General features: G+C 72.7%; 21 protein-coding genes. 10 read left to right on the top strand and 11 right to left on the bottom strand.

Annotated elements, in window-relative coordinates; genetic code table 11:
* Window positions 1–92 precede the first annotated feature (92 nt).
* Window positions 93–1,772, top strand: coding sequence for an amino acid permease (locus ABEB09_RS22400; protein WP_380840921.1), 1,680 nt, complete (start codon window positions 93–95; stop codon window positions 1,770–1,772).
* A gap of 165 nt (window positions 1,773–1,937) precedes the next feature.
* Window positions 1,938–2,573, top strand: a complete 636-nt coding sequence (locus ABEB09_RS22395; protein ID WP_345691701.1) for a superoxide dismutase — start codon at window positions 1,938–1,940, stop codon at window positions 2,571–2,573.
* 137 nt (window positions 2,574–2,710) lie between these two features.
* Here the strand turns inward: ABEB09_RS22395 and ABEB09_RS22390 are convergent, their stop codons facing one another.
* Window positions 2,711–3,346 (bottom strand): mycothiol-dependent nitroreductase Rv2466c family protein, encoded by a 636-nt coding sequence (locus tag ABEB09_RS22390; protein WP_345691700.1) that lies wholly within the window; start codon window positions 3,344–3,346, stop codon window positions 2,711–2,713.
* Window positions 3,347–3,492: 146 nt separating this feature from the next.
* Between ABEB09_RS22390 and pepN (ABEB09_RS22385) the strand changes: the two genes are divergently transcribed.
* Together pepN (ABEB09_RS22385) and ABEB09_RS22380 are read left to right on the top strand one after the other, a co-directional pair.
* A complete protein-coding gene (gene pepN, locus ABEB09_RS22385) occupies window positions 3,493–6,039 on the top strand; it encodes an aminopeptidase N (protein ID WP_345691699.1) in 2,547 nt (848 codons plus the stop codon).
* A gap of 207 nt (window positions 6,040–6,246) precedes the next feature.
* On the top strand, window positions 6,247–7,254 hold the full coding sequence (locus ABEB09_RS22380) for a hypothetical protein (protein WP_345691698.1): 1,008 nt from the start codon (window positions 6,247–6,249) through the stop codon (window positions 7,252–7,254).
* 11 nt (window positions 7,255–7,265) lie between these two features.
* Here ABEB09_RS22380 and ABEB09_RS22375 read toward each other — a convergent pair whose 3' ends face one another.
* From ABEB09_RS22375 to ABEB09_RS22360, 4 genes are all read right to left on the bottom strand, one after another.
* Window positions 7,266–8,432: a serine hydrolase domain-containing protein gene (locus ABEB09_RS22375; RefSeq protein WP_345691697.1), complete on the bottom strand. Its 1,167-nt coding sequence runs from the start codon at window positions 8,430–8,432 to the stop codon at window positions 7,266–7,268.
* A 103-nt stretch (window positions 8,433–8,535) separates the two neighbouring features.
* On the bottom strand, window positions 8,536–9,000 hold the full coding sequence (locus ABEB09_RS22370; protein ID WP_345691696.1) for an NUDIX hydrolase: 465 nt from the start codon (window positions 8,998–9,000) through the stop codon (window positions 8,536–8,538).
* 9 nt (window positions 9,001–9,009) lie between these two features.
* A complete protein-coding gene (locus ABEB09_RS22365; RefSeq protein WP_345691695.1) occupies window positions 9,010–9,894 on the bottom strand; it encodes a pyridoxamine 5'-phosphate oxidase family protein in 885 nt (294 codons plus the stop codon).
* A 20-nt stretch (window positions 9,895–9,914) separates the two neighbouring features.
* Window positions 9,915–10,370, bottom strand: coding sequence for a VOC family protein (locus ABEB09_RS22360; RefSeq protein WP_345691694.1), 456 nt, complete (start codon window positions 10,368–10,370; stop codon window positions 9,915–9,917).
* 126 nt (window positions 10,371–10,496) lie between these two features.
* Between ABEB09_RS22360 and ABEB09_RS22355 the strand changes: the two genes are divergently transcribed.
* From ABEB09_RS22355 to pepN (ABEB09_RS22340), 4 genes are all read left to right on the top strand, one after another.
* Window positions 10,497–11,039, top strand: coding sequence for a CGNR zinc finger domain-containing protein (locus ABEB09_RS22355; protein WP_345691693.1), 543 nt, complete (start codon window positions 10,497–10,499; stop codon window positions 11,037–11,039).
* A 183-nt stretch (window positions 11,040–11,222) separates the two neighbouring features.
* Entirely contained in the window at window positions 11,223–14,519 is a 3,297-nt protein-coding gene (locus ABEB09_RS22350; RefSeq protein ID WP_345691692.1) for a S8 family serine peptidase, read from the top strand.
* 199 nt (window positions 14,520–14,718) lie between these two features.
* Window positions 14,719–15,735 carry an aspartate-semialdehyde dehydrogenase gene (locus tag ABEB09_RS22345; protein ID WP_345691691.1) on the top strand — a complete coding sequence of 339 codons (1,017 nt, stop codon included), beginning with the start codon at window positions 14,719–14,721 and terminating at the stop codon, window positions 15,733–15,735.
* Between the two features lie 124 nt (window positions 15,736–15,859).
* A complete protein-coding gene (pepN, locus tag ABEB09_RS22340) occupies window positions 15,860–18,424 on the top strand; it encodes an aminopeptidase N (RefSeq protein ID WP_345691690.1) in 2,565 nt (854 codons plus the stop codon).
* Window positions 18,425–18,485: 61 nt separating this feature from the next.
* Here the strand turns inward: pepN (ABEB09_RS22340) and wrbA are convergent, their stop codons facing one another.
* Window positions 18,486–19,097 carry an NAD(P)H:quinone oxidoreductase gene (wrbA, locus tag ABEB09_RS22335; RefSeq protein ID WP_345691689.1) on the bottom strand — a complete coding sequence of 204 codons (612 nt, stop codon included), beginning with the start codon at window positions 19,095–19,097 and terminating at the stop codon, window positions 18,486–18,488.
* Between the two features lie 137 nt (window positions 19,098–19,234).
* Between wrbA and ABEB09_RS22330 the strand changes: the two genes are divergently transcribed.
* A complete protein-coding gene (locus tag ABEB09_RS22330) occupies window positions 19,235–19,876 on the top strand; it encodes a TetR/AcrR family transcriptional regulator (RefSeq protein ID WP_345691688.1) in 642 nt (213 codons plus the stop codon).
* A gap of 66 nt (window positions 19,877–19,942) precedes the next feature.
* On the opposite strand, the gene ABEB09_RS22325 is transcribed toward ABEB09_RS22330, so the two are convergent.
* The 3 genes from ABEB09_RS22325 to ABEB09_RS22315 all read right to left on the bottom strand — a co-directional run bounded on the left by ABEB09_RS22325 (window position 19,943) and on the right by ABEB09_RS22315 (window position 23,024).
* A complete protein-coding gene (locus ABEB09_RS22325; protein ID WP_345691687.1) occupies window positions 19,943–20,869 on the bottom strand; it encodes a LysR family transcriptional regulator in 927 nt (308 codons plus the stop codon).
* 250 nt (window positions 20,870–21,119) lie between these two features.
* The gene (locus ABEB09_RS22320) at window positions 21,120–22,043 is read right to left on the bottom strand and encodes a DMT family transporter (protein WP_380840938.1); all 924 of its coding nucleotides are present in this window, start codon (window positions 22,041–22,043) and stop codon (window positions 21,120–21,122) included.
* Between the two features lie 60 nt (window positions 22,044–22,103).
* On the bottom strand, window positions 22,104–23,024 hold the full coding sequence (locus ABEB09_RS22315; RefSeq protein WP_345691685.1) for an EamA family transporter: 921 nt from the start codon (window positions 23,022–23,024) through the stop codon (window positions 22,104–22,106).
* Between the two features lie 121 nt (window positions 23,025–23,145).
* On the opposite strand from ABEB09_RS22315, the gene ABEB09_RS22310 reads away from it, so the two are divergent.
* Window positions 23,146–23,667, top strand: a complete 522-nt coding sequence (locus ABEB09_RS22310; protein ID WP_345691684.1) for a MarR family winged helix-turn-helix transcriptional regulator — start codon at window positions 23,146–23,148, stop codon at window positions 23,665–23,667.
* Between the two features lie 93 nt (window positions 23,668–23,760).
* On the opposite strand, the gene ABEB09_RS22305 is transcribed toward ABEB09_RS22310, so the two are convergent.
* Both ABEB09_RS22305 and malQ read right to left on the bottom strand, forming a co-directional pair.
* Entirely contained in the window at window positions 23,761–24,000 is a 240-nt protein-coding gene (locus ABEB09_RS22305; protein ID WP_345691683.1) for a hypothetical protein, read from the bottom strand.
* A 20-nt stretch (window positions 24,001–24,020) separates the two neighbouring features.
* The gene (gene malQ, locus ABEB09_RS22300; protein WP_345691682.1) at window positions 24,021–26,126 is read right to left on the bottom strand and encodes a 4-alpha-glucanotransferase; all 2,106 of its coding nucleotides are present in this window, start codon (window positions 26,124–26,126) and stop codon (window positions 24,021–24,023) included.

The following is a 26,126-nucleotide window of genomic DNA, read 5'->3' as shown; positions in this document are numbered from 1 at the left end:
AGCGGGCACTGGTTCCCTGTGAGCGGTGCACGCACCCAGACTGTGGGCCACCCTCCCCCTACTCAGCTTCAGCTACGGAACAGGGCACCTCCATGTCTCGGACCTCCGCGCCCGCGTCCGCCGAGCAGACAGCCGTCGAGCCGACCACCTCGACGCCGTCCGCCGATGCGCCGCTCTCGCACGGACTCAAGCAACGCCACCTGTCGATGATCGCCCTGGGCGGTGTGATCGGTGCCGGCCTCTTCGTCGGCTCCGGCTCCGCCATCGCGGCCGCCGGCCCTTCGATCATTCTCGCGTATGCGATCTCCGGCGCCCTCGTCATGCTGGTCATGCGCATGCTCGGCGAGATGTCGGCGGCGAACCCCGCGTCGGGCTCCTTCTCGGTCCACGCCGAGCGGGCGATCGGCCCGTGGGCCGGCTTCACGGCGGGCTGGGCGTTCTGGTTCCTGCTCTGCGTGGCCGTCGGCCTGGAGGGCATCGGCGCCGCGAAGATCATGTCGGGCTGGCTGCCGGGCGTGCCCGAGTGGTCCCTCGTGGCCCTGTTCATGCTGGTCTTCTGCGTCACGAACCTGGCCGCCGTGAAGAACTTCGGCGAGTTCGAGTTCTGGTTCGCCGCGCTCAAGATCGCCGCGATCACGCTGTTCCTGGTCATCGGCCTGCTGGCCATCCTGGGCGTGCTGCCCGGCACGGAGGCCCCCGGCACCTCGAACCTCACCGGCCACGGCGGCTTCCTGCCCAACGGCACCGAGGGCCTGATCGTGGGCCTGCTCGCCTCGGTCTTCGCGTACGGCGGCCTCGAGACCGTCACCATCGCCGCCGCCGAGTCCGAGCACCCCGTCCAGGGCGTCGCCAAGGCCGTCCGTACGGCGATGTGGCGCATCGCGGTCTTCTACATCGGCTCGATGGCCGTCGTCGTCACGCTCATCCCGTGGAACAGCCCCGACCTGGCCAACCCGGACAAGGGCTCGTACGTCGCCACCCTGGAGCACCTGGGCCTGCCGGCCGCCGGCGAGATCATGAAGGTCGTCGTCCTGGTCGCCCTGCTGTCCGCGATGAACGCCAACATCTACGGCGCGTCCCGCATGGCCTGCTCGCTGGTGGCGCGCGGCCAGGGCCCGAAGGTGCTCGGCCGGATCTCGGGCGGGGTGCCGCGCCTCGCGGTGCTGGTGTCCTGCGTCTTCGGCTTCGTCTGCGTGCTGCTGAGCTACTGGCGGCCGAACGACGTGTTCATGTGGCTGCTGAACATGATCGGCGCGATCATCCTGGTCGTCTGGTTCTTCATCGCCGTGTCGCAGCTGCTGCTGCGCCGCCGCCTGGAGCGGGAGGCGCCGGAGAAGCTGGTCGTCCGCATGTGGGCGTACCCGGTCCTGACGTGGGTCGCGCTCGCCGGCATGGCGGCGGTGTTCGTCCTGATGGCCCGTGAGGAGGGCACGCGGACGCAGCTGTACTACACGGGTGGTCTGGTGCTCGTGCTCGCGGTGGCGGGCTACATCCACCAGCAGACCCGTACGCAGGCACCGGCCGTCGCGTTCGCCGAGGCCTCCGCGCCGGCGGCGGCCTCCGCGCCGGAGCCCGCGGACGCGGAGCCGAAGGACGCGGAGCCGAAGGCCGAAAAGCCGAAGGACGAGGCCCCCAAGGACGCGGAGCCGAAGGACGAGGAGCCGAAGGACGAGGCCCCCAAGGACGCCAAGCCGAAGGACGAGGCCGAGGCCGCCGACGAAGAGTCCGAGAAGGCCGACAAGAGCAACAAGAACGACAAGGGCGACGACTGATCCCGTCCGCCCCACAGGGAGGCCCCGGCGCACCACGCGCCGGGGCCTCCCCTTTTCCCGCGCCCGCCCCGGGTCCTAAGTCGAAGGGCTGATCAACTTCACCGACTTACTGCTGTTAGCCTGCACTTGCGAAAGAGTTGCAATAAGCAGCGGGAGGCTTCCGGCATGGCGATCTACACACTTCCTGAACTTCCGTACGACTACGCGGCGCTCGAGCCGGTCATCAGCCCGGAGATCATCGAGCTGCACCACGACAAGCACCACGCGGCCTACGTCAAGGGCGCGAACGACACGCTGGAGCAGCTGGCGGAGGCCCGCGACAAGGACCAGTGGGGCGCGGTCAACGGCCTGGAGAAGAACCTGGCCTTCCACCTCTCGGGCCACATCCTGCACTCCATCTACTGGCACAACATGACCGGTGACGGCGGCGGCGAGCCGCTGGAGAAGGACGGCGTGGGCGAGCTGGCGGACGCCATCGCGGAGTCCTTCGGCTCCTTCGCCAAGTTCAAGGCGCAGCTGTCGAAGGCCGCCGCGACCACCCAGGGCTCGGGCTGGGGCGTCCTCGCGTACGAGCCGGTCAGCGGCCGGCTGATCGTCGAGCAGGTCTACGACCACCAGGGAAACGTGGGCCAGGGCTCGGTGCCGATCCTGGTGTTCGACGCCTGGGAGCACGCCTTCTACCTGCAGTACCGCAACCAGAAGGTCGACTTCATCGAGGCCATGTGGCGGGTCGTCAACTGGCAGGACGTGGCCAAGCGCTACGCCGACGCCAAGGACCGCACGCCGCTGATCGCTCCCTGACCCGGCGCGCCCCGACCCGGCGCATCCACCGGTCGTCCTGCTCGTGATCGTCTTCTCACCCTTCACGCGGCAGGCGGAAAAAGGAACGGCCCCTGCGAGGACGCGACTCGCGGGGGCCGTTCTGTATGTGCGGGCACTCAGTCGAAAATGGGGCCTTCGGTACGTGTGCGCTTGATCTCGTAGAAGCCGGGTGTCGCCGCCACCAGCAGCGTGCCGTCCCACAGGCGGCCCGCCGCCTCGCCCTTGGGCGCCGGGGTGACGACCGGGCCGAAGAAGGCGACCTCCGCGCCCTCGGGGCCGGGCACCGCGATGACGGGCGTGCCGACGTCCTGGCCGACCTTGTTGATGCCCTCCTTGTGGGAGGCGCGCAGCTCCGTGTCGTACGTGTCCCGGTCGGCGTACTCCAGCAGCTCCGCCGGCAGTCCGGCCTCCGCCAGCGCGTCGGCCATGGCCTCGCGCGTGGGGCCCAGGCCCTGGTTGTGGATGCGGGTGCCCATCGCCGTGTACAGGCGGCCGAGCACCTCGGGACCGTGCAGCTGTTCGGCGGCGACGGCGACGCGGACGGGGCCCCACGCGGTGGTGGCGAGCATCTCCCGGTACTCCTCCGGGACCTCGTCCAGTTTGTTCTCGTTCAGCACGGCCAGGCTCATCACATGCCAGCGCACGTCCACCGGCCGTACCTTCTGCACCTCCAGCATCCAGCGGGAGGTCATCCACGCCCACGGGCACAGCGGGTCGAACCAGAAGTCGGCGGTGGTCCTCGTCTCGGACATGTCTCTCCTCAGGAGTCTTCTGGGGGACGGGGTGTGCGGCTCGAACCGGACAACACAGGGTTCGACGAGGGCATTCCCGCGTATCGCGGCTCCCCGCCCCGTGGGAGGATCGCTGCGCATGCCAACGAGCCACGAAGGAGTCGCCCGTGCCCGGTGAGAACCTGTCCCGAGACGAGGCCCGCGAGCGGGCCGCGCTGCTGTCCGTCGACGGGTACGACGTCGTGCTCGACGTGCGGTCCGCGACCGGGGAGAGCGCACCGGAGCCGCGGACGTTCCGGTCGGTGACGACGATCCGGTTCCGCTGCGCGACGCCCGGGGCGAGCACCTTCGCCGACCTGGTCGCGCCGTCCGTGACCGCCGTCACGCTCAACGGGCGGGCGCTGGACCCGGCGGCCGTGTTCGACGGGGCCCGGATCGCCCTGGACGGGCTGGCCGAGGAGAACGTCCTGGTCGTGGACGCGCAGTGCGCGTACAGCCGCACGGGCGAGGGTCTGCACCGGTTCGTGGACCCGGAGGACGGCGAGGTCTACCTCTACACGCAGTACGAGCCGGCCGACGCCCGGCGCGTGTTCGCCAACTTCGAGCAGCCCGACCTCAAGGCGCCCTTCCGTTTCGAGGTGACGGCGCCCGAGGGCTGGCAGGTGTGGAGCAACGGCGCCGAGGAGTCCCGCGGGGGCGGGGTGTGGCGGTTCGCGGAGACGCGGCCGATCTCCACGTACATCACGTGTGTCGTCGCCGGCCCGTACCACTACGTCACGGACACCTACCGGCGCGGCGACCTGGAGATCCCGCTGGGCGCGATGTGCCGCAAGGGGCTCGCGAAGCACTTCGACGCGGACGACGTCTTCCTGGTCACCAAGCAGGGGCTGGACTTCTTCCACGAGCACTTCGACTACCCGTACCCGTTCGGGAAGTACGACCAGGCGTTCGTGCCCGAGTACAACCTCGGCGCCATGGAGAACCCGGGCATGGTCACGTTCCGCGAGGAGTACATCTACCGCGGCAAGGTGACGCAGGCGGCGTACGAGCGGCGTGCGAACGTCATCCTGCACGAGATGGCGCACATGTGGTTCGGCGACCTCGTCACCATGAAGTGGTGGGACGACCTGTGGCTGAAGGAGTCCTTCGCGGACTTCATGGGGACGTTCTCGATGGTGGAGGCGACCCGCTTCACCAACGGCTGGATCACCTTCGCCAACAACCGCAAGGCGTGGGCCTACCGGGCCGACCAGCTGCCCTCGACGCACCCCATCACGGCCGACATCCGTGACCTGGAGGACGCCAAGCTCAACTTCGACGGCATCACCTACGCCAAGGGCGCGGCCGTCCTGAAGCAGCTGGTGGCGTACGCGGGCCGGGAGGCGTTCCTGGAGGGCGCCCGGCGCTACTTCAAGCGGCACGCGTACGGCAACACGACGCTGAACGACCTGCTGACCGTCCTGGAGGAGACCTCCGGCCGGGACATGAAGACGTGGTCCCGGTCCTGGCTGGAGACGTCCGGCGTCAACGCGCTCACCCCGGTCGTCACGTACGACGCGGAGGGCCGGATCGCCGAGCTGGCCGTCGAGCAGGAGGGCGCCGAGGCACGGCCCCACCGCGCGGCCGTCGGGCTGTACCGCCTGGAGGGCGGGGAGCTGGTGCGCTACGCCCGCGCCGAGGCGGACATCACCGGGGAGCGGACCGTCGTGGCGGAGCTGGCGGGCGTCGAGCGTCCGGCGCTCGTGCTGGTGAACGACGAGGACCTGACGTACTGCAAGGTGCGGTTCGACGCCGGTTCGCTGGCGACGCTGCGGTCCCACCTTGGGGACATCGTGGACCCGCTGGCGCGCGCCCTGTGCTGGTCGGCGCTGTGGAACATGACGCGGGACGCGGTCATGCCGGCCAGGGACTTCGTGGCCCTGGTGCTGGACTTCGCGAGCCGTGAGTCCGACATCGGTGTGCTGCAGATGCTGCACGCGTGGGCGCGCACCGCGCTGACGCACTACGCGGCCCCGGAGTGGCGCGAGGAGGGCGCCGCTTCGCTGGCCGCGGGTGCGCTGCGGGAGCTGCGGCAGGCGGCGCCGGGCAGCGAGCACCAGCTGACCTGGGCGCGGTTCTTCGCGGCGGTGGCCACGGCGGACGAGCACTTCGGGCTGTTGGAGGGCCTGCTGGCGGGCGCGGAGAAGGTCGAGGGTCTCGACGTCGACCAGGAGCTGCGCTGGGCGTTCCTGGAGCCGCTGGCCGCGCACGGGCGGGCCGACGAGTCGGTGCTCGCGGCGGAGCTGGCCCGGGACGACACGGCGTCGGGCAAGCGGCACCAGGTCCGGTGCCTGGCGGCGCGGCCGTCGGCGGCGGTCAAGGCGCAGGCGTGGGCGCAGGTCGTGGAGTCGGACCGGCTGTCGAACGCGCTGGTCGAGGCGACGATCGCCGGGTTCGTCCAGCCGTCGCAGCGGGAGCTGGTCGCGCCGTACGCGGAGAAGTACTTCGCGGCGATCGAGCGGGTGTGGGCCGAGCGGTCCATCCAGATCGGCATGGACGTGGTCCGCGGGCTGTTCCCCGCGCTCCAGGACCGGGCGGAGACGCTGGAGGCCACGGACGCGTGGCTCGCCGCGCACGAGGACGCCCCGCCGGCGCTGCGGCGGCTGGTGCTGGAGTCGCGGGACGACCTGGCCCGCGCGCTGCGGGCCCAGGAGTGCGACGGCGCCTCGTCCTGAGCGTGGCCCCGGGGGCGGTGTGCCGACGCGGCGCACCGCCCCCGGGGCTCTGCCGAGAGGTGCCGCGCCCGGCCGCTTCCACCCGGCGGAGGCAAACACCCATCATCGGCTATCGAACGTCCGTACTTTAGGACGGTGTTGTCCCTAAATGTCGACGGGCTTGTAACAGCGGTTAGCGGGGCGGTCGCGGGCGGGCACTCCCGGAGCATGAAGAACACCCCGCTCTCCCCCCGCCCCCTGTCCCACCTCTCGGACGCGCCCCGCCGTGTGCTGTCCGCCGCCCAGCTGCGGGCCCATGGTGTGCCCGCAGCGGAGGTCAGCGCGCAGAGCAGGGCCGGCGGGCCCTGGCAGCAGGTGCTGCCGGGGGTCTACCTGCTGCATCCGGGGCCGCCGACCAGCGAGGAGCGGCTGCACGCCGCGCTGCTGTACACGGGGCGGCGGCCCGGGCCTGCCGACGCGCCCGGGTTCGGCGACTCGATGATCACGGGCCTCGCGGCGCTGGCGCTGTACCGGTTCTCGTCCGCTCCCCCGCTGCTGTCGCTGGACCGGATCGACGTCCTGGTGCCGCGCACCCGCCGGCTGCGCTCGACCGGGTTCGTGCGGATCGTGCGGGCGACCCAGGAGCTGCCCGTGCCGCAGGAGGTCACGGAGCTGCCGGTCGCCCCGGTGGCGCGTGCCCTCGCCGACGCGGTGGCGCAGCTGAGCGACGCCCACACCGTGCGCCGGCTGCTGACCGAGGCCGTGCGCGAGGGGCACTGCGAACCGACGGCGGTGGTGCGGGAGTTGAGCCGGGCGAGGCTGCTGTCGCGGCCGCACGTCGTGGACGCCGTGGACTCGCTGCTCGCCGAGGGGCGGGCGCTGGCGGAGGAGCGGCTGTACGAGATGGTGCGCACCTACGCCCTGCCGGACCCGCTGTGGAACGTGGACCTGCGCCTCCCGGGCGGCCCGCACCTGGGCGGGGTCGACGCGTACTGGCCGGACCACGCGGTCGCCGTGGAGCTGGACACGCGGGCGCCGCGTCAGGACGACGACGCGCTGTGGTCGGAGTACACGCGCAAGCGGGAGCACCTGGAGCGGCTGGGCATCACGGTCGTCCACATCACGCCCGGGAAGCTGCGCGAGGCGATGGAGCAGCAGGCGATCGTGGTGCGTACGGCGCTGATGGCGGCCGACGACCGGGCGCCGGCCGCCTATGTGGTCGTCCTGCCGCGGTGAGCGGGGCGGGTTCAGCGGCAGAACTCGGCGTCCAGCACCTTGTCGAAGCCGCCGGTCCAGTCGCCGTTGATGTTCCCCGCCATCGTGTGGGACCCGTCGCGGACCGCCGCGACCACGGACCTGGAGCCCTGGATGCGGCCGGTGTGGCCCCACACCTCCGTGCCGCAGCTCAGCCGCTGGGTGAAGATGCCCAGGCCGTAGCCGCTCATGCCCTCCTGGCCGACGTGGACCGTCGTCGTCATCTCGGCCAGTTGCCGCGGCGGCAGCAGCCGCCCGGTGAGCAGGGCGCGCAGGAACTTCTGGAGGTCGGCGTTGTCGGAGACCAGCTCGGCGCCGGCCCCGGCGCGGGACGGGTTCAGTTCGGTGACGTCGTGGATGGTGGTGGCCGGGTCGGCGGGGTCGGCGCCGAGCGTGGAGTACGCCCGGCCGCTGGGCTTCGGCAGGACGGCCGTCGTCCCGGGCAGGGAGGTGGCGCGCAGCTTCAGCGGCTTGAGGACGCGGCGTTCGATCTCGGTGCCGTAGGGGTGGCCGGTGGCCTTCTCGATGACCATGCCGGCCAGGACGTAGTTGGTGTTGGAGTAGTTCCAGCCGGTGCCGGGGGCGAAGTCGGGCCGGTGCTTCATGGCGACGGCGACGAGCCGGTCGGGGGTCCAGGTGTCGTAGCGGTGCTCGAAGAAGCGGGGGCCGGAGGTCTGGGCGCGGAAGTCCGGGTCGGTGGTGTAGCTGTAGATGCCGCTGGTGTGGTTGAGGAGTTGGCGCAGAGTGATCGCCCGGCCGTCGTGGCCGTTGCCGCGTACGGTGCCGGGCAGCCATGTCTCCACGGTGTCGTCGAGGTCGAGGCGGCCCTCGGCCTCCAGTTGGAGCAGGACGGTGGCGACGAAGGTCTTGGTGACGGACCCGGCGCGGAAGCGGTCGTTCGGGTGGCGCTCGCGGCCGGTGTCGCGGTCGGCGACGCCCGCGCTGCCGTTCCAGGTGCCGTGGCGGTCCTGTGCCCGCACCAGGATGCCGGGCGCTCCGGCCCGTACGGCCTCTTCGAGGGCCTGCCGGGTGGCCTCGTGGTCGCCCGTCCGGTCGGCGGCGGCCGCGGCGGGGGCCGTGAGCGCCGTACCGGCGAGTGCCGCGGCCACCGCCGCGGCCAGGAGTGCCGTACGGACCGGTCGTCCCGTACGTACCGACATGGATGGTCCCCCTCGCTCGTCGACGGATGTGACGCCTGTGTCGTGGAGGAGGACCCGTCCGGGCGACGGATCGTTGCCCGTGGCGCCGGGGGTGGGGCGGTTTTCAGCCGCCCGGGCGTGCGGGGACGTGTCCGGTCGCGGGGCGTTCGTGCCAGAGGCGCAGCGCGGTGTCGATCAGGGGGACGCGGCGCAGCCCCGGGAGGTCGACGAGGGGCTGCCAGGCGGCGAGGTCGGTGGAGCCGTCGACCTCGTGGCGCAGGGTGCCGCCGGTGATGCGCCCCTCGTACACGAAGCGCAGGCTGTGGTGGTCGACGCGGGTGCCGAGCCGGCCGGGGCCGTGCGCGCGCCGCAGCGAGTCGACGCCGAGGAGTGCGGTCATCTCGACGGTGTAGCCGGTCTCCTCGCGGACCTCGCGGACGACGGTGTCGAGCGGGTCCTCGCCGTGGTCCATCCCGCCGCCGGGCAGGACCCATTCGTGGCCGCCGTCGGCGGCGGGGCTCCGGGCCAGGAGGATCTGGTCGTCACGTATGCACACGGCGTAGGCCGCCACCCTCAACCTCCGCTTCATACCAGGAGATTACGGGTTCGCCGGCGAGTACTCCGGCGGTGACCAGCGCAGCGGGCTGGCGTGCTCGCGTTCCACGACCCGCTCGACGGTGAAGCGGACGGCGCGGCCCGTGGCGGTGAACTCGGTGCGGGCGGTGCCGGTGAGCTGGAGGGTCGTGCCGGTGGCCCAGTCGGGGAAGAGCAGTCCGGCGCGGGCGTCGGTCTCCAGGTTGCCGAGCGTCAGGAACATGGCGTTGCCCTGGTAGTCGGGCCAGGTGAGTTCGGTGGGCGAGAGGACCCGCACGAAGCCGGGGTTGCCGCCGCGGTGGCTGGCATCGGCGCCGTCGGGGCCGAGGGTGGCGACGAAGAACGTGTCGGCGGCGCCGGCGAACTCCCGCTGCGCGGGGGTGAGGTGGTCGGTGTCGCGGCGGGCGCCCTCGGGCGGTGCGGGGCCTTCACCGGCGTACAGCTCGCGTCGCTGGAGGTACTTGGGGCAGTTGGAGAAGACCTCGCGGGCCTGGACGGCCAGTCCGCGCGGGGTGGCTTCGGCGGTGCCGTTGAGGCGCATGCGGCGGCGGGTGCGCGGGTCGAGCGCGAGGGTGCCGACGGCGGTGGGGCGGCCTTCGGCGAAGGCCCCGGCGAGGGGGTCGCGGGCGGGGACGCCGCCCGCGACGGACACCGTCGTGGGACCCGTGGCCCGGACGAAGCCGGGCGGGCCGGTCAGGAGGGAGCTCCAGACGCGGCCGTCCGGGTCCGCGGCGCCGATCACCAGCATGGGCTGGAGTTCGAGGAAGGCCGCGGCGACCGGGCGGATGCCCCGGCCGATGGAGCGCCCGACGTGCTCGGCCGCTTCGCGCACGCCGACACGGGTCTGCACGGCGAGCGATCCGTCGTGGTAGGCGCGGATCGGGTCCATGGCGGTGTCTGCCCTTCCCTCTAGAAGAAGCCGCAGGTGGGGGCGGTGGTGTGGGGGGCGGAGGCGTCGTCGGCGCCGGTCGCGGCGTAGATCTCCAGGCGAGTGCCGTCCGGGTCGTGGAAGAAGATCCCGCCGGAGGCGGAGCCCTCGCCGTGGGCGACGACGCCCTCGTACGCGAAGTCGACACCCCGTGCGGTCAGCTCGGCCTCCGCCGCCCTGACCCGGTCCATCGTGTCGACCTCGAAGGCCAGGTGGTGCAGCCCGGCCCGGGTCGGGGCGTAGCCGTCGTCCGCCTGCTGCCACAGGGTGAGCACGAGCCGGCCGTCACGGCCGAGGAAGGCGTACCGGCTGTCCCCCTCCTTGCCCTCGCCGAGGACGTCGAAGCCGAGGAGCGCCCCGTAGAAGGCGAGGGACCTCTCGATGTCCGTCACGTTGAGGCCGATGTGCCCGGTGCGCAGTGTGCTGGTCGCCGTCATGGCGGTCCCCTTCCCTTCGGCCGGTCATCGTCTAACCGGTGATATTGACTTTAGAGGTTAGAGGTCAGGGCGTCAACCGGTCACGTACCCTTGAGGGGTTAGTGCGCCCGGAGGAAAGAAGAAGCCATGGCCGCGCCCGATCCCCGGCCGCTCGTCGGCGAGCCCGTCTCGCTCGACCTGCTCAACACGCGCTGGGTCCACGACGGCGCCCCCCAGGACCTCCTCACCGGCGTCGACGGCCTGGCCGTCTGGCTGGCGAGCACCGGCCTCGACGCCCGCTTCACGGCGGACGCGCCGACCCTCGCCCACCTGCGGGCCGCCCGCGACGCCCTCGCCGCCGTCGTCGACTCCCCCGGCGACCCGCGGGCCGGCGCGCTCCTGAACGACGTGCTCGGCCACGGCCGCATCCGCGCCACGCTCACCGCCGAAGGCCCCGGTGAGGAACCCGAGTTCGCCGACCCGTCCTGGGGGCCGGCCTGGACGGCCGCCCGCGACTACCTCGACCTGCTGCGCCGCGCACCCGACCGGATCCGGGCCTGCGCCCACGAGGCGTGCGTCCTGCACTTCTTCGACACCTCGCGCAACGGCACCCGCCGCTGGTGCTCCATGGCGGTGTGCGGCAACCGCGCCAAGGCGTCCCGCCATTACGCGCGAACGAAAGAGGGATAACCCTTAACCTGTGGGCGATTGATACCGGTTCGATCCCCATGGCGCATTCTCCGCGATGGCGGGTTCACGCCAGGAAGCGTTATCGGCTTCGGGGGCCCTCCACAAATCCCTGACACATGCGAAAGGCTCAGCGGTCATCCGGCACCGTTTTCCGGACCGTTCCTTTCACAAACAGGGATGCTGATGACCCTCGAACCCCCCAGCCCCATACCCGGGGTGAGACGTGCGGCCCGTATCGCGGCCGCCGCCGGACTGGTGGCCGCGCTCGTCGCGACCGGCGCCGCCCCCTCGTTCGCCGCCCCCGCGGACTCCCCCTCCCCCGCCCCCGAGCCAGCCAAGTCGGCCGCGCGGAAGCTCGGTTCGCAGGACGCCGAGCGTCTCGCCGAGGCCCAGGCCAAGGGCGAGAAGAACATCACCCTGATGGTGGCCACCGCCCCCGGCGCCACCGAGCAGGTCGCCGCGCAGCTCGACGCGGTCAAGGGCGGCACGGTGGGCCGGACGTACGACAAGCTCGGCTACGTACGGGCCACCCTTCCCACCTCGCAGGCGCAGGCCGCGATCGACGCGGCCGTGAAGCTGCCGAGCGTCCAGGGCATCGACCTCAAGGACGAGATCCTGCTGGACGACCCGACGCCCGCCGCCGACCGCACGGCCGGCGCCGCGTCGGACGCCACCGGGACGTACCCGGCGCCCGGCAAGGACACCCCCGCGAAGAACCCGTACAACCCCTCCTGGGAGACGGGCGCGGTCGACTTCGTCAAGAACAACCCGACCGCCGACGGTCGCGGCGTCACCATCGGCATCCTCGACTCGGGTGTCGACCTGGGCCACCCCGCGCTGCAGAAGACCACCACCGGCGAGCGCAAGATCGTCGACTGGGTGACGGCCACCGACCCGGTCAGCGACGGCGACAACACCTGGCGCCGCATGGACACCGCCGTCGCCGGCCCGTCCTTCACCGCGGACGGCCGCACCTGGACGGCGCCCGCGGGCGACTTCCGCTACCGCGTGTTCGCGGAGGCCGCCACCAAGGGCGGCGACATGGACGGCGACCTGAACCGGGACGGCGACACCACCGACACCTGGGGCGTCCTGTACGACCCGGCGGCCGGCACCGTCCGCGTCGACCTGAACGGCAACGGCGACTTCACCGACGACGAGGCGATGAAGCCGTACAAGGACGGCTTCCAGGTCGGCTACTTCGGCACCGACAACCCGGCCACCGACGTCGTCGAGCGCATCCCGTTCGTCGTGGAGATCCGCAAGGACGTCGTGTACAACGCGGCCGGCGCCAAGGCCGACTACGTCAACATCGGCATCATCGAGGGCTCGCACGGCACGCACGTCGCCGGCATCACCGCCGCCCACAGCCTCTTCGGCGGCAGGATGAACGGCGCCGCCCCCGGCGCCAAGCTGGTCTCCTCGCGCGCCTGCACGTGGAGCGGCGGCTGCACCAACGTCGCGCTGACCGAGGGCATGATCGACCTCGTCGTCAACCGCGGCGTGGACATCGTCAACATGTCCATCGGCGGCCTCCCGGCGCTCAACGACGGCAACAACGCCCGCTCCGCGCTCTACACCCGCCTGATCGACACCTACGGCGTCCAGCTGGTCATCTCGGCCGGCAACAGCGGCCCGGGCGTCAACACGATCGGTGACCCGGCCCTGTCCGACAAGGTCATCAGCGTCGGCGCGGCCGTCTCCCGCGAGACCTGGGCCGCGAACTACGGCTCGGTCGTCTCCAAGCCGTACGCGATGATGCCGTTCTCCTCCCGCGGCCCGCGCGAGGACGGCGGCTTCACGCCGACCCTCAGCGCCCCCGGCGCGGCCATCAACACCACGCAGACCTGGTCGCCCGGCGGCCCGGTCCGCGAGGCCGGCTACCAGCTCCCCGCCGGCTACTCGATGCTGCAGGGCACCTCGATGGCGTCCCCGCAGGCCACCGGCGCCATGGCGCTGCTGCTGTCGGCCGCGAAGCAGCGCGGCATCGAGCTGACGCCCGCGAAGCTGCGCACCGCCGTGGTCAGCCAGGCCGACCACATCGAGGGTGTCCAGGCCCACGAGGAGGGCGCCGGCCGCATCAACGTCGTCGACGCCTGGTCGGAGATCGTGCGCGGCGCCACCGCCCACGAGTACACCGTCAAGGCGCCGGTCGACACCGCGATCGACCAGTTCCTCAAGGAGCCCGGCTTCGGCACCGGCCTGTACGACCGCGAGGGCGGCCTCAAGGTCGGCCAGGAGAAGGTCTACGAGGTCACCCTGACCCGCACCACCGGTGCGGACCGCCCGATCCGGCACGAGCTGTGGTTCGAGAACAACCACGGCCGCACGTTCCGCGTCGTCGGCAGCGACGAGGTGTACCTGCCGCTGAACAAGCCGGTCACCGTCAAGATCGCCGCCAAGCCGTCCACCGCGGGCGTCCACAGCGCGATCCTGGAGGTCACGGACCCGAAGACGCGCGGCATCGACAAGCAGGTCCTCACCACGGTCGTCGCCGCCCACGACCTGGGCAAGCCGGCCTACGGCCTGTCCACCCGCGGCTCGGTCCAGCGCAACGCGCCCACCTCGTACTTCGTGACGGTCCCGGCCGGCGCCAAGTCGCTGGAGGTCGCGCTCGGCGGGCTCGCCGAGGGCAGCCAGACCCGGTTCGTCTCGATCCACCCGTACGGTGTGCCGGCCGACCCGACGTCGACGGTCAACTGCTACGCGAACTACGTGAACCCGGCCAACACCTGCCGCCCGGACCTGCGCTCGTACGCGAACCCGCAGCCGGGCGTCTGGGAGATCGAGGTCGAGGCGCGCCGTACGTCGCCGCTGCTCGACAACCCGTACACGCTGGACGTGTCGGTGCTGGGCACGTCCTTCGACCCGGCCGTGCAGACGCTGCCCGAGGTCAAGGCCGGTACGGCCGCCCCGGTCGCGTGGACCGTCACCAACGGCTTCGCCGCGCTCGACGGCAAGCTGAAGGGCGGCTCGCTCGGCTCCGCGAAGGTGGCGCGTCCCACCATCGCCCACCACGCGGTGCAGCGCACCACGGTCGTGCTCGGTGAGGGCGTCGAGCGGTTCGACGTCGCCATCGGCAACGTCTCCGACAAGGCCGCCGACCTGGACCTCACCGTCCTGCGCGACGGTGTGACGGTCGGCTCGTCCGCCGACGGCGACTCCGAGGAGTCGGTGTCGCTGGTGAAGCCCGCCGCCGGCACGTACACGATCGTCGTGGACGGCTACTCGGTCCCGGCCGGGGAGACCGCCTTCGACTACAAGGACGTGTACTTCTCGTCCGCGCTGGGCCAGGTCAAGGTCGACGAGTCCAAGACGGTCTCGCTGGCCAACGGCGCCTCGGCGCAGTTCGGCGCGGAGGTCCTGGTGAACGGCGCGGCCCCCGAGGGCCGGCAGTTCTTCGGCCAGGTCAGCCTGGTGAACGGACGGGGAACCGCCACGGGCAGCGGCAGCGTCGTGATCGAAAAGGTCACCCCGTAAGCGGTCACTCCATGATCCGGTCACTCCGTGATCTGGAGGGATACGGAGTGTGAGGGCGGGCGTCCGGACCGGACGCCCGCCCTTCGCGTTCCGTGGTCCTTCTCACCAGCCGGACAATGGATTGGACAAGGCGGCCCGGGACATACGCATCATGGACAGCGGCAGCACCCTTGCCGCACACACGTACGGAGGAGTCCCCGTGAAGGTAGGAATCGTCGGAGCCACCGGTCAGGTCGGCACGGTCATGCGCAGGATCCTTGCCGAGCGGAACTTCCCGGTCGACGAGCTGCGCCTGTTCGCCTCCGCGCGCTCCGCGGGCACGGTCCTGGACGGGGTGACCGTCGAGGACGCCTCCACGGCCGACTACACCGGCCTCGACATCGTGCTGTTCTCGGCCGGCGGCGCCACCTCCAAGGCCCTCGCCGAGAAGGTCGCCTCGCAGGGTGCCGTGGTGATCGACAACTCCTCCGCCTGGCGGCGGGACCCCGAGGTGCCGCTCGTCGTCTCCGAGGTGAACCCGCACGCGATCAAGGACCGCCCCAAGGGCATCATCGCCAACCCGAACTGCACCACCATGGCCGCGATGCCGGTCCTCAAGCCGCTCCACCAGGAGGCCGGCCTGATCGCCCTGGTCGCCACCACCTACCAGGCCGTGTCCGGCTCCGGCCTGGCGGGCGTCGCCGAGCTGGACGGCCAGGTCAAGGCCGTCGCCGAGCGCGCCACCGAGCTGACCCACGACGGCGAGGCCGTCGCGTACCCGGAGCCGGGCGTCTACAAGCGGCCCATCGCGTTCAACGTGCTGCCGCTGGCCGGCTCGATCGTGGACGACGGCTCCTTCGAGACGGACGAGGAGCAGAAGCTCCGCAACGAGTCCCGCAAGATCCTGGAGATCCCGGAGCTGAAGGTGTCCGGCACGTGCGTGCGCGTCCCGGTCTTCTCCGGCCACTCCCTCCAGGTCAACGTCCGCTTCGAGCGCCCGATCAGCGTGGAGCGCGCGTACGAGCTGCTGAAGGACGCCGAGGGCGTCGAGCTGTCCGAGATCCCGACGCCGCTGCAGGCGGCCGGCAAGGACGCCTCCTACGTGGGCCGCATCCGCGTCGACGAGACCGTCGAGCACGGCCTGGCGCTGTTCGTGTCCAACGACAACCTCCGCAAGGGTGCCGCGCTGAACGCGGTGCAGATCGCCGAGCTGGTCGCGCAGGAGCTGCGGGGCTGAGGTTCCGGCTCCCGGTCCGAGAGGGCGGCCCCGCCGTGTGGCGGGGCCGCCTTTTTTGCGCTCTGTGATCGGCGTCCCCCGTGGAAGGATGACCCCCAAAGTCGTACATGGAGGAGATGACCGGGTGCCTGGCACAAACCTGACCCGTGAAGAGGCACAGCGCCGCGCCGCGCTGCTGACCGTGGACGCGTACGAGATCGACCTGGATCTCAGCGGCGCGCAGGAGGGCGGCACCTACCGGTCCGTGACCCTGGTGCGCTTCGAGTCCGCCGAGGAGGGCGCGGAGACGTTCATCGACCTGGTGGCCCCCGCGGTCCACGAGGTGGTGCTGAACGGCAAGCACCTCGACGCGGCCGCCGTCTTCCGCGACTCGCGGATCACCCTGAAGCACCTGCGGCAGGGCCTGAACGAGCTGAAGGTCGTCGCGGACTGCGCGTACACGAACACCGGCGAGGGCCTGCACCGGTTCGTCGACCCGGTCGACGACCAGGCGTACCTGTACACCCAGTTCGAGGTGCCGGACGCGCGGCGGGTGTTCGCCAGCTTCGAGCAGCCCGACCTGAAGGCGACCTTCCAGTTCACCGTGAAGGCGCCGTCCGGCTGGACGGTGATCTCGAACTCGCCGACGCCGGAGCCGAAGGACGACGTCTGGGTCTTCGAGCCGACGCCGCGGATGTCGACGTACGTCACGGCGCTGATCGTCGGCCCGTACCACGCGGTGCACTCCGCCTACGAGGGCCCGGACGGGCAGGTCGTGCCGCTCGGCGTGTACTGCCGGCCGTCGCTCGCGGAGTTCCTGGACGCGGACGCGATCTTCGAGGTCACGCGGCAGGGCTTCGACTGGTTCCAGGAGAAGTTCGACTACGCCTACCCGTTCGCCAAGTACGACCAGCTCTTCGTGCCGGAGTTCAACGCGGGCGCGATGGAGAACGCGGGCGCGGTGACGATCCGCGACCAGTACGTGTTCCGGTCGAAGGTGACGGACGCCGCGTACGAGGTGCGGGCCGAGACGATCCTGCACGAGCTGGCCCACATGTGGTTCGGCGACCTCGTGACCATGGAGTGGTGGAACGACCTGTGGCTGAACGAGTCGTTCGCCACGTACACGTCGATCGCCTGCCAGGCGTACGCGCCGGGCTCGAAGTGGCCGCACTCGTGGACGACGTTCGCGAACCAGATGAAGACCTGGGCGTACCGGCAGGACCAGCTGCCGTCCACGCACCCGATCATGGCCGAGATCCGCGACCTGGACGACGTGCTGGTCAACTTCGACGGCATCACGTACGCCAAGGGCGCGTCCGTGCTGAAGCAGCTCGTCGCGTACGTCGGCATGGACGCGTTCTTCGAGGGCGTGCAGGCGTACTTCAAGCGCCACGCGTTCGGCAACACGCGCCTGTCCGACCTGCTGGGCGCCTTGGAGGAGACCTCCGGGCGCGACCTGAAGAACTGGTCGCGCAAGTGGCTGGAGACGGCCGGCATCAACATCCTGCGCCCGGTGATCGACACGGACGCGAACGGCGTCATCACCTCGTTCGCCGTCAAGCAGGAGGCCCCGGCGCTGCCGGCCGGCGCGAAGGGCGAGCCCACGCTGCGGCCGCACCGGATCGCCGTCGGCTTCTACGACCTGGACGACGCGGGCAAGCTGGTGCGCACCGAGCGCGTCGAGCTGGACGTGGACGGCGAGCTGACCGGTGTGGAGGCCGTGGTGGGCAAGCGCCGCCCGGCGGTGGTGCTGCTGAACGACGACGACCTGTCGTACGCGAAGGTGCGGCTCGACGAGGAGTCGCTGCGCGCGGTCGTGGCGCACCTGGGCGACTTCACCGAGTCGCTGCCGCGCGCGCTGTGCTGGGCGTCGGCCTGGGACATGACCCGCGACGGCGAGCTGGCCACCCGTGCCTACCTGGACCTGGTGCTGTCGGGCATCGCCAAGGAGTCCGACATCGGTGTGGTGCAGTCGCTGCACCGCCAGGTGAAGCTGGCGGTGGACCTGTACGGGGCGCCGGACTGGCGCGAGACGGGTCTGGCCCGCTGGACGGAGGCGACGCTGGAGCACCTGCGGGCGGCGGCGCCGGGCAGCGACCACCAGCTGGCCTGGGCGCGGGCGTTCGCGGCGACGGCCCGTACGGACGAGCAGCTGGACCTGCTGGCGGCGCTGCTGGACGGGTCCGAGACGATCGAGGGCCTGGTCGTGGACACCGAGCTGCGCTGGACGTTCGTGGAGCGGCTGGCGGCGACCGGCCGGTTCGAGGCCGCGGAGATCGCCTCCGAGCACGAGCGGGACCGCACGGCGGCCGGTGAGCGGCACGCGGCCACCGCGATGGCGGCGCGGCCGACGGCGGAGGCCAAGGCGGAGGCCTGGGCGTCGGTCGTGGAGTCCGACAAGCTGCCGAACGCGGTGCAGGAGGCGGTGATCTCGGGCTTCGTCCAGGCGGACCAGCGGGAGCTGCTGGCCCCGTACACGGAGAAGTTCTTCGCGGCGGTCAAGGGCGTGTGGGAGTCCCGCTCGCACGAGATGGCCCAGCAGGTCGCGGTGGGTCTCTACCCGTCGCTCCAGGTGTCGCGGGAGACGCTGGAGGCGACGGACGCGTGGCTGGCGAGCGCGGAGCCGAACGCGGCGCTGCGCCGGCTGGTGTCGGAGTCCCGCTCGGGTGTCGAGCGGGCGCTGAAGGCGCAGGCCGCCGACCGCTGACCCGACGGTGACGAGAGCGGCGCCCTTCCCCCGGGGAGGGCGCCGCTCTCGTCGTTCCGGGTCAGGCGCGGGCGGCGCCGGCCGCGAGGCGGGCGGTGACGGTGGTGAGGCGCTCGCCCTGGTAGCGGGCGGCCGCGAGGACGTTCTCGCCGGGCTCGCCGGCGCCGGAGGGGTGGGCCGTGCCGTAGGGGTTGCCGCCGGCGCCGTAGACGACCGGGTCGGTGAAGCCGGGCGACACGATGAGGGAGCCCCAGTGGTGCATCGTGTTGTAGAGGGCGAGCAGCGTGGACTCGTTGCCGCCGTGGGTGTTGTGGGCGCTCACGAAGGCGGTGGCCGGCTTGTCGGCGAAGACGCCCTGCTGCCAGAGGCCGCCGGTGGTGTCGAGGAACTGCTTGAGCTGGGCGGCGACGTTGCCGAAGCGGGTGGGCGTGCCGAAGGCGTAGGCGTCGGCCCAGGACAGGTCGTCCAGGGTGGCGACCTCCAGGTCCCTGGTGGCCTCCACGTGCTCGCGCCAGGCGGGGTTGGCGTCGATCGCGGCGTCCGGGGCCAGCTCGGGGACGCGGCGGAGGCGGACCTCGGCACCGGCCTTCTCGGCGCCCTCGGCGACGGCGCGGGCGAGCTGGTGGACGTTGCCGGTCGAGGAGTAGTAGACGACCGCGATCTTGGGAGACATGGCGGGGACCCTTCGAGGAAAGCGAAGCGGATTGCTATCCGGTTACGTCCCGCCACCTTAAGCGGATAGCAATCCGGACGGCAAGGGGCTGTTCGCCGTAAGCGGATAGTTTTCCGGTCCTCGGCTATGCTCACATCATGAGACAGCCGCCAGACCGCACCCCGCTGCCCCTCGTGGGCGCGCCCCCGGGCGGGCCGGAGCGCACGGAACGCGCGGAGCGCGCGGACGCCGCCGGAAACCGGCGCAGGATCCTGGAGGCGGCGGCCGCGCTCGTCGCCGAGAAGGGGCCCGCCGCGCTCACCATGAACGCGGTCGCGCACGCGGCCGGCATGGGCGTCGGCACCGTCTACCGCCGCTTCGGCGACATCGCCCAGCTGCTGCTCGCCCTGCTCGACGAGCGCGAACGGCAGTTCCAGGAGGCCTTCATGGGCGGGCCGCCGCCGCTGGGGCCCGGCGCGCCGCCGCAGGACCGGCTGCGCGCGTTCCTGCACGCGCTGGCCGACCACGTGGCCGAGCAGCAGGAGACGATGCTCGCCGCGGAGAAGGCCGCACCCACGGCGCGCTACCGCAGCGGGGCGTACGCGACGACGCACGCGCACGCGTCGATGCTGGTCGCGCAGATCAGGCCGGAGGCGGATCCGGCGCTGCTGACGCATCTACTGCTGGCGCCGTTCGTGCCGAGTCTGATGCAGTACCTGACCGGCGAGTTCGGGCGGTCGGTGGAGCAGGTGAAGGCGGGCACGGACGAGCTGCTGAGGTGCTTCACGTCCGCGGAGTGAGGGCCGGCCCGGTGGCACAGGCGCGCGAGGCCCCGGCCGGGGTCCACGGCGCACCGCGGCGCCGGCTCAGAGGCGCCCGCCGGCCTCTGCGTCGCGGGCCGTCGCCGCGGCCGTCAGGGCCGCCAGCAGGCGGGCCACCGCGGGCGCGGACTCCGCGCCGCGGCGTACCGCGGCGACGACGTGACGGCGGGGCCGGTCGGCCTTCAGGACGCGGGTGACCACGCCGGGCGCGCGCTCGGCCGCGGCCATGCGGGGCACCAGGGCGATCCCCATCCCGGCGCCGACCATCGCCAGGATCGCCGTCCAGCCGGCGGCGGAGTGGGCCTGCTCCGGGACGAACCCGGCGGCCTCGCACGCCGTCGTGGTGATCTCGGACCACGGCCCGCTGCCCCCGAAGATCCACGGCTCGCCCGACAGGTCGGCGAGGCGCAGCCCCGGCGCGGCCGCGAGCGGATGGTCCGCCGGCAGCGCCACGTCCAGCGGGTCGGCGAGCAGCGGTACGCGGGTGAACTTGGGGTCCCGGGCGGTCGGCGCGTGGGCCGCCAGCGACAGCGCGAGGTCCACCTCGCCGGCCGACAGCAGGGCGTACGCCTCGGCGGCCTCGGCCTCCCGCACCCGCACCTCCAGCCCGGGGTGGTCGTGGCGCAAGCGCCGCACGGCGGGCACCACCAGCGCGGGCACGGACGTGGAGAACGCCCCGACGCGTACCTCACCGGCGTCGCCCCGCACGTACCCGGCGAGTTCGGCGTCGGCGCGCTCCAACTGGGCGAACACGGCCTCGGCGTGGAGCAGCACCAGGTGCGCGGCGTCGGTGAGGCGGACGCGCCGTCCGTGCGCCTCCAGCAGCCGTACGCCCAGCTGCCGTGACAGGTTGGTGAGTTGCTGGGACACGGCCGAGGGCGTCATGCGCAGCGCCTCGGCGGTCGCGGTCACGGTGCCGCGGTCACGCAGCGTACGCAGGATCCGCAGCTTCCTGATGTCCCACTCGGTCATGGCAGGCAACCTATCCGGCGCGGCGTTCGCGCAGGCGGGAGCGGTCGCGGCGGGGCATCCGGGCCGGCGGCGCGGGGGCCGGACGACTGGCGTGCGCAGGACAGCCAGGCCGAACGGGTTGATGGCCGGGCGGCCGGGCCGGGAGACTCGGACCCGCGACCCGGTGCGCGAGGCGCCCGGGACCTCGGCTTCCTCCCCTCCCCCGGCCCGCCCCGCCGCCCGACCGACGGCGGGGCGGGCCATCCCCCGCTCACCGCGAGCGTGCGGCCCCCAGGGCGACGCCCCCGAGGATCAGCCCCATGGACAGCAGCCCGGCCGTGCCCACGGCCTCGTCGATGAGGACGTACGCCAGGAGGGCGACGCACAGGGGCTGGAGGTAGTAGACGATCCCGGCCCGGGCGGGGCCGATGAGCGCGACGGCCTTGTTCCAGGCGAAGAAGGCGAGCGCGGAGGAGAGCACCCCGACGTAGACGAGCGGCCAGACGGTGCCGGGCGTGGCGGCGAACCCGCCCTGCACGGCGAGGCTCACGCCGTACGCCGGCAGCAGCATCAGGGCGCCGAGCACGAAGACCACGAACAGGAACACCGCGCCACCGATCTCCGCGGGCCGCCGCTTCAGCAGGGCGCTGTACGAGCCGAAGCAGGCGGCCGCCGCGACGATCCACAGGTCGCCGGCGGAGAACTCGGGCACGCCGGATCCCCTGCCGACGAGCAGGACCACCCCGGCGCAGGCGATCAGCATGCCCGTCACGCGCCGTCCGCCGAGCCGGGTTCCGCCCACCCGCTCGTACAGCGCCATCAGGACGGGGGACGCGGCCATGACCATGCCCATGGTGCCGGCGGGGGTGGCGAGGCCGGCCTGGTTGACGAGGGTGTTGTAGAGGGTGACGCCCAGCAGCGCGGCGAGGGTGAGGAACCCGAGGTGACGGCGTATCACCGCCCGTCGGCGCCAGGCCGCGCGGGCCGCGAAGGGCGCGACGGCGACGATCGCGATGATCCACCGCCAGAAGGCCGCCTGCACGGGCGGGACGGTGTCGGACAGCGCGCGGGCCGTGACGAAGCTCCCGGACCAGACGACCGTGGCGAGCCCCGCGAGCAGCAGCCCCGCCCCGGCTCCTCCACGAGGGGTCCGGGGCGGGGCGGGGGCCGCCTCGACGGGTGCGGTGCGGTCCAGGAGGGTCACGTGGGCCTGCCTCTCTTCCCGCGACGGGCGGGGTGGTGGGGTGTCGGACCCCTACCGTCGCACCGCCGGAACACTAAGGTCCATCGAATCTTTTCGGACCTTCTTTTCAGCAGAACTGAACGATCGCGGAGCCGCCTGACCGAGGACGGTGGCGCCGAAGGCGACGGCCATGCCGAGCAGCTGGACCGGTCCGAGGGCCTGGCCGAGCACCGCCCAGCCGGCCACGGCTGCCGTGATCGGCGACAGGGGCCCGAGGAGCGTGACGGAGGAGGCGGTCAGCCGCTCGATACCGCGGAACCAGAGCCAGTAGGCGACCGCCGTGTTGGCGAAGGCGAGGTACGCGTACCCGGCGAGCGCACGCCCGTCGAGAGCCGGCGGGGCGCCCTCCACCAGGAAGGCGACCGGGGCGATCAGCAGGCCGCCGGCGCTCAGCTGCCAGCCCGTCATGACCAGGGGGCCCACACCCTCGGGACGGCCCCACCGCTTGGTGAGCACCGTGCCGGCCGACATCGACAGGGCCGAGGCGAGGCCGGCCAGGATCCCGACGAGGTCGAGCGCCGCGTTCGCCTTCAGGACGACGAGGCTGACACCGAACGCGGCGGCCGCGGCCGCCGTCACGGACCGGACGCTCGGCCGCTCGCCCAGCAGGAGCGCCGCGAGGCCGACCACGAACAGCGGACCGACGGAGCTGACGACGGCGGCGATCCCGCCCGGCAGCCGGTAGGCGGCGAGGAACAGCAGCGGGAAGAACGCGCCGATGTTCAGCGCCCCGAGGACCGCCGACCGCCACCACCAGGAGCCCCGCGGCAGCGTCCGGGTCAGCGCGAGCAGCGCCAGCCCGGCCGGGAGTGCCCGCATGAGGCCGGTGAACAGCGGCCGGTCGGGCGGCAGGAATTCGGTGGTGACCAGGTAGGTCGTGCCCCAGGAGACGGGCGCGAGGGCGGTGACGGCTATGACGGCGGCGCGGGACATCGGTGGAACCCCCTCAAGTAGCTCGGTGGTAAGTAGCTTAGTGCTAAGCTACTTGATGGCAAGCTACTTTCTTGAAAGCTACTTTCTTGCGCACCTCTGCCCGGGCACGGAGACTTCCGCCATGACCTCGACCCGCACCCCGCAAGGCACGCCGCAGGACCCCGTCGACGCGATCACCGCGCAGTGGGCGGTGGTCCGGCCGGACCTCGACACCGTTCCCATGGCCGTCTTCGGCCGGATCTACCGGCTCGCGCACACCGTGGGCGAGCGCATGGACCGGGCGTACTCCCGCTACGGCATCTCACGCGGGGAGTTCGACGTCCTGGGGACGCTGCGCCGCTCGGGAGAGCCGTACACGCTCTCGCCGCGTCAGCTCGCGGCGACGCTGATGCTGACGTCGGGCGGGATGACGGGACGGCTCGACAAGCTGGAGCGGGCGGGGCTGCTCAGCCGCAGCCCCGACCCGCACGACCGGCGCGGGCTGCGGGTCACGCTCGCCGAACGGGGCATCGCGCTCGTGGACGAAGCGGTGGCGGCCGGCCTGGAGGTGCAGCGGGAGGCCCTGGAGGCGGCGCTGGACGACGAGGAGGCCCGGCAGCTGGCGGGGCTCCTGCGGAAACTCCTCATGACCACCGGGGCCTGAGCCCCGGACGCGGCGGGCGCCGGAACACGACAGGGCGCCGCGCGGCGGGGTGCGTTCCCCGGCGCGCGGCGCCCTGGACGGAAAGGGGTGGGGTCAGGCCTGCGGCGACTGCTTCTTGGAGCGGTCCAGCACCATGACCAGACCGGCGATCACCAGGAAGAGCGCGATCGGGATGCCGACGAAGATGCCGAGCGTCTCCATGACGCTCAGGCCGGAACCCGGGTCGTCACCGTCGTCGCGGGTGATCGCGAGCGCGGGGGACGACATGAGCAGCATCATCAGCGTCGTACCGGTCGCGACGGCACCGGCGCGCAGGGCGTTCTTCTTGTCCACGGGCCAAACGTAGCGAACCGCTAGACGCACCGCGCGCCCGGGGGTGCCGTAAGGGGCCGCGGCTCCGTCGCCGGCTCCTGCAGCAGCGCGCGCAGCCGGGGCGAGGCGGCCAGGTCCTCCAGCGTCACGGGCCGCCCGTCGGCCCCGGCGACGGGCAGCCGCCAGTTCGGGTACTGGTCCCAGGTGCCGGGCAGGTTCTGCGGCCGCCGGTCCCCCACCGCGTCCGGCAGCCAGATCCCCGTCATCCGTGCGGGGGTACGGCGCAGGAAGCGGTAGACGGCCCGGATCGCGGCCTCCTCGTCCGGCCGCTCCGGCCCTTCGCCGTCCAGGAGGCCCAGCTTCCGGAGGTACGTCAGCCACTCGGCGACCTCGCGGGCGTCGTCGGCGCGTTCGTCGGCCAGGGGGCGGGTCAGCAGGCCGAGCCGGTGGCGCAGCTCGACGTGGTCGCCCGTCAGGCGCGCGGCGGTCGACGGCAGGTCGTGGGTGGTGGCGGTGGCCACGCAGTCGGCGCGCCAGGCCTCCGGCGGCAGGGGCCGGCCGGTGCCCGCCCAGTCGCGCTCGAACCACAGCACGGACGTGCCGAACACCCCGCGCCGCTGCAGAGCCTCCCGTACGCCGGGCTCGACCGTTCCGAGGTCCTCGCCGATCACCACGGCACCCGCGCGGTGGGCCTCCAGGACGAGGACCGCGAGCATGGCGTCGGCGTCGTAGCGGACGTACGTCCCGTCGGTGGGCGGCAGTCCGGCGGGCACCCACCACAGCCGGAACAGGCCCATCACGTGGTCGATGCGCAGGGCCCCCGCGTGGCGCAGCAGCGAACGGAGCAGCTCGCGGTAGGGGGCGTAGCCGGAGGCTGCCAGCGCGTCGGGGCGCCACGGCGGCAGGCCCCAGTCCTGGCCGCGCGCGTTGAACGCGTCCGGCGGGGCGCCCACCGACATCCCGGCCGCGTACGCGTCCTGCTGCGCCCAGGCGTCGGCCCCGTCGGGGTGCACGCCGACGGCCAGGTCGTGGACGATGCCGACGCCCATGCCCGCCTCGCGGGCGGCGCGCGCGGCGTCGGCCAGCTGCCGGTCGGTGAGCCAGGCGAGCCAGCAGTGGAAGTCGACCCGGTCGGCCAGTTCGGCCCGTACGCGCGCGGTGCCGGCCGAGCGCGGGTCGCGCACGTCCTCGGGCCACTGGCTCCGGTCGGCGCCGTGCCGCTCGACGAGCGCGCACCACGTGGCGTGGTCCTCCAGGGCCCGGCCCTGCCCGGCGCGGAAGTCCCGCAGGGCTGCGGCCCGGCCGGGGCCGAGGGGGACGCGCCGGAGGATTTCCAGGGCCCGCCGCTTGAGCACCCACACCGCGTCCCGGTCGATCAGCTCGCCCTTGCGGAGCACCCCCTCGCGCAGTTCGGCGGCGCGGCCCACGAGCGCGTCGAGTTCCGCGCGGTCGGCCCCGGAGGCGTAGGCGTACTCGGGCACGTCCTCGACGCGCAGGTGGACCGGGTCGGGGAAGCGGCGCGAGGAGGGCCGGTACGGGGAGGGGTCGGTCGGGGTGCCCGGCACGGCCGCGTGCAGCGGGTTGACCTGCACGAAGCCCGCGCCGAGCGCGCGCCCCGCCCAGTCGGCGAGTTCCCGCAGGTCGCCGAGGTCGCCCATGCCCCAGGAGCGCGCCGACAGCAGCGAGTACAGCTGGACGAGGACGCCGTGGGCCCGGCCGGCCGGCTGCGGCACACGCGCGGGCGCCACGACGAGGGTGGCCCGGGCGGTGCGCCCGTCCGGCGCCCGCGCCTCCAGGGCGTGGACGCCGGGCGTCAGGTCGGCCCAGGGCACCGGGGAGGCGACGGTGCCGCCGCGCTCCAGGGTGATGCGCAGGGCGGTGCCGGCGGGGAGGGCGGCGAGCGGGCGGGGGCGCCCGGCGGGCTCGTCGCCCTGCCACACGACGACGGTCGGCGGCAGCAGCCGCGCGGCCCTGGCCTCCTCGGCGGCGGCCAGCGAGGCGCGGATCGCCCGGGGGCTGGTGGCGTCGACGTCGAGGGCGCCGAGGACGGCGACCACGGTGGCGTCGGGGACCGGGACGGTGACGCCCGGGGCGGGCGAGTAGGCGGTGGCGACTCCGTGCAGCGCGGCGAGCCGGGCGAGGGTCAT

The organism is Streptomyces coeruleoprunus, from assembly GCF_039542925.1.
Classification (GTDB): Bacteria; Actinomycetota; Actinomycetes; order Streptomycetales; family Streptomycetaceae; genus Streptomyces; species Streptomyces coeruleoprunus.
The sequence above is the reverse complement of the archived record's forward strand: the minus strand, read 5'-3'. Positions and strand labels throughout refer to the sequence as shown.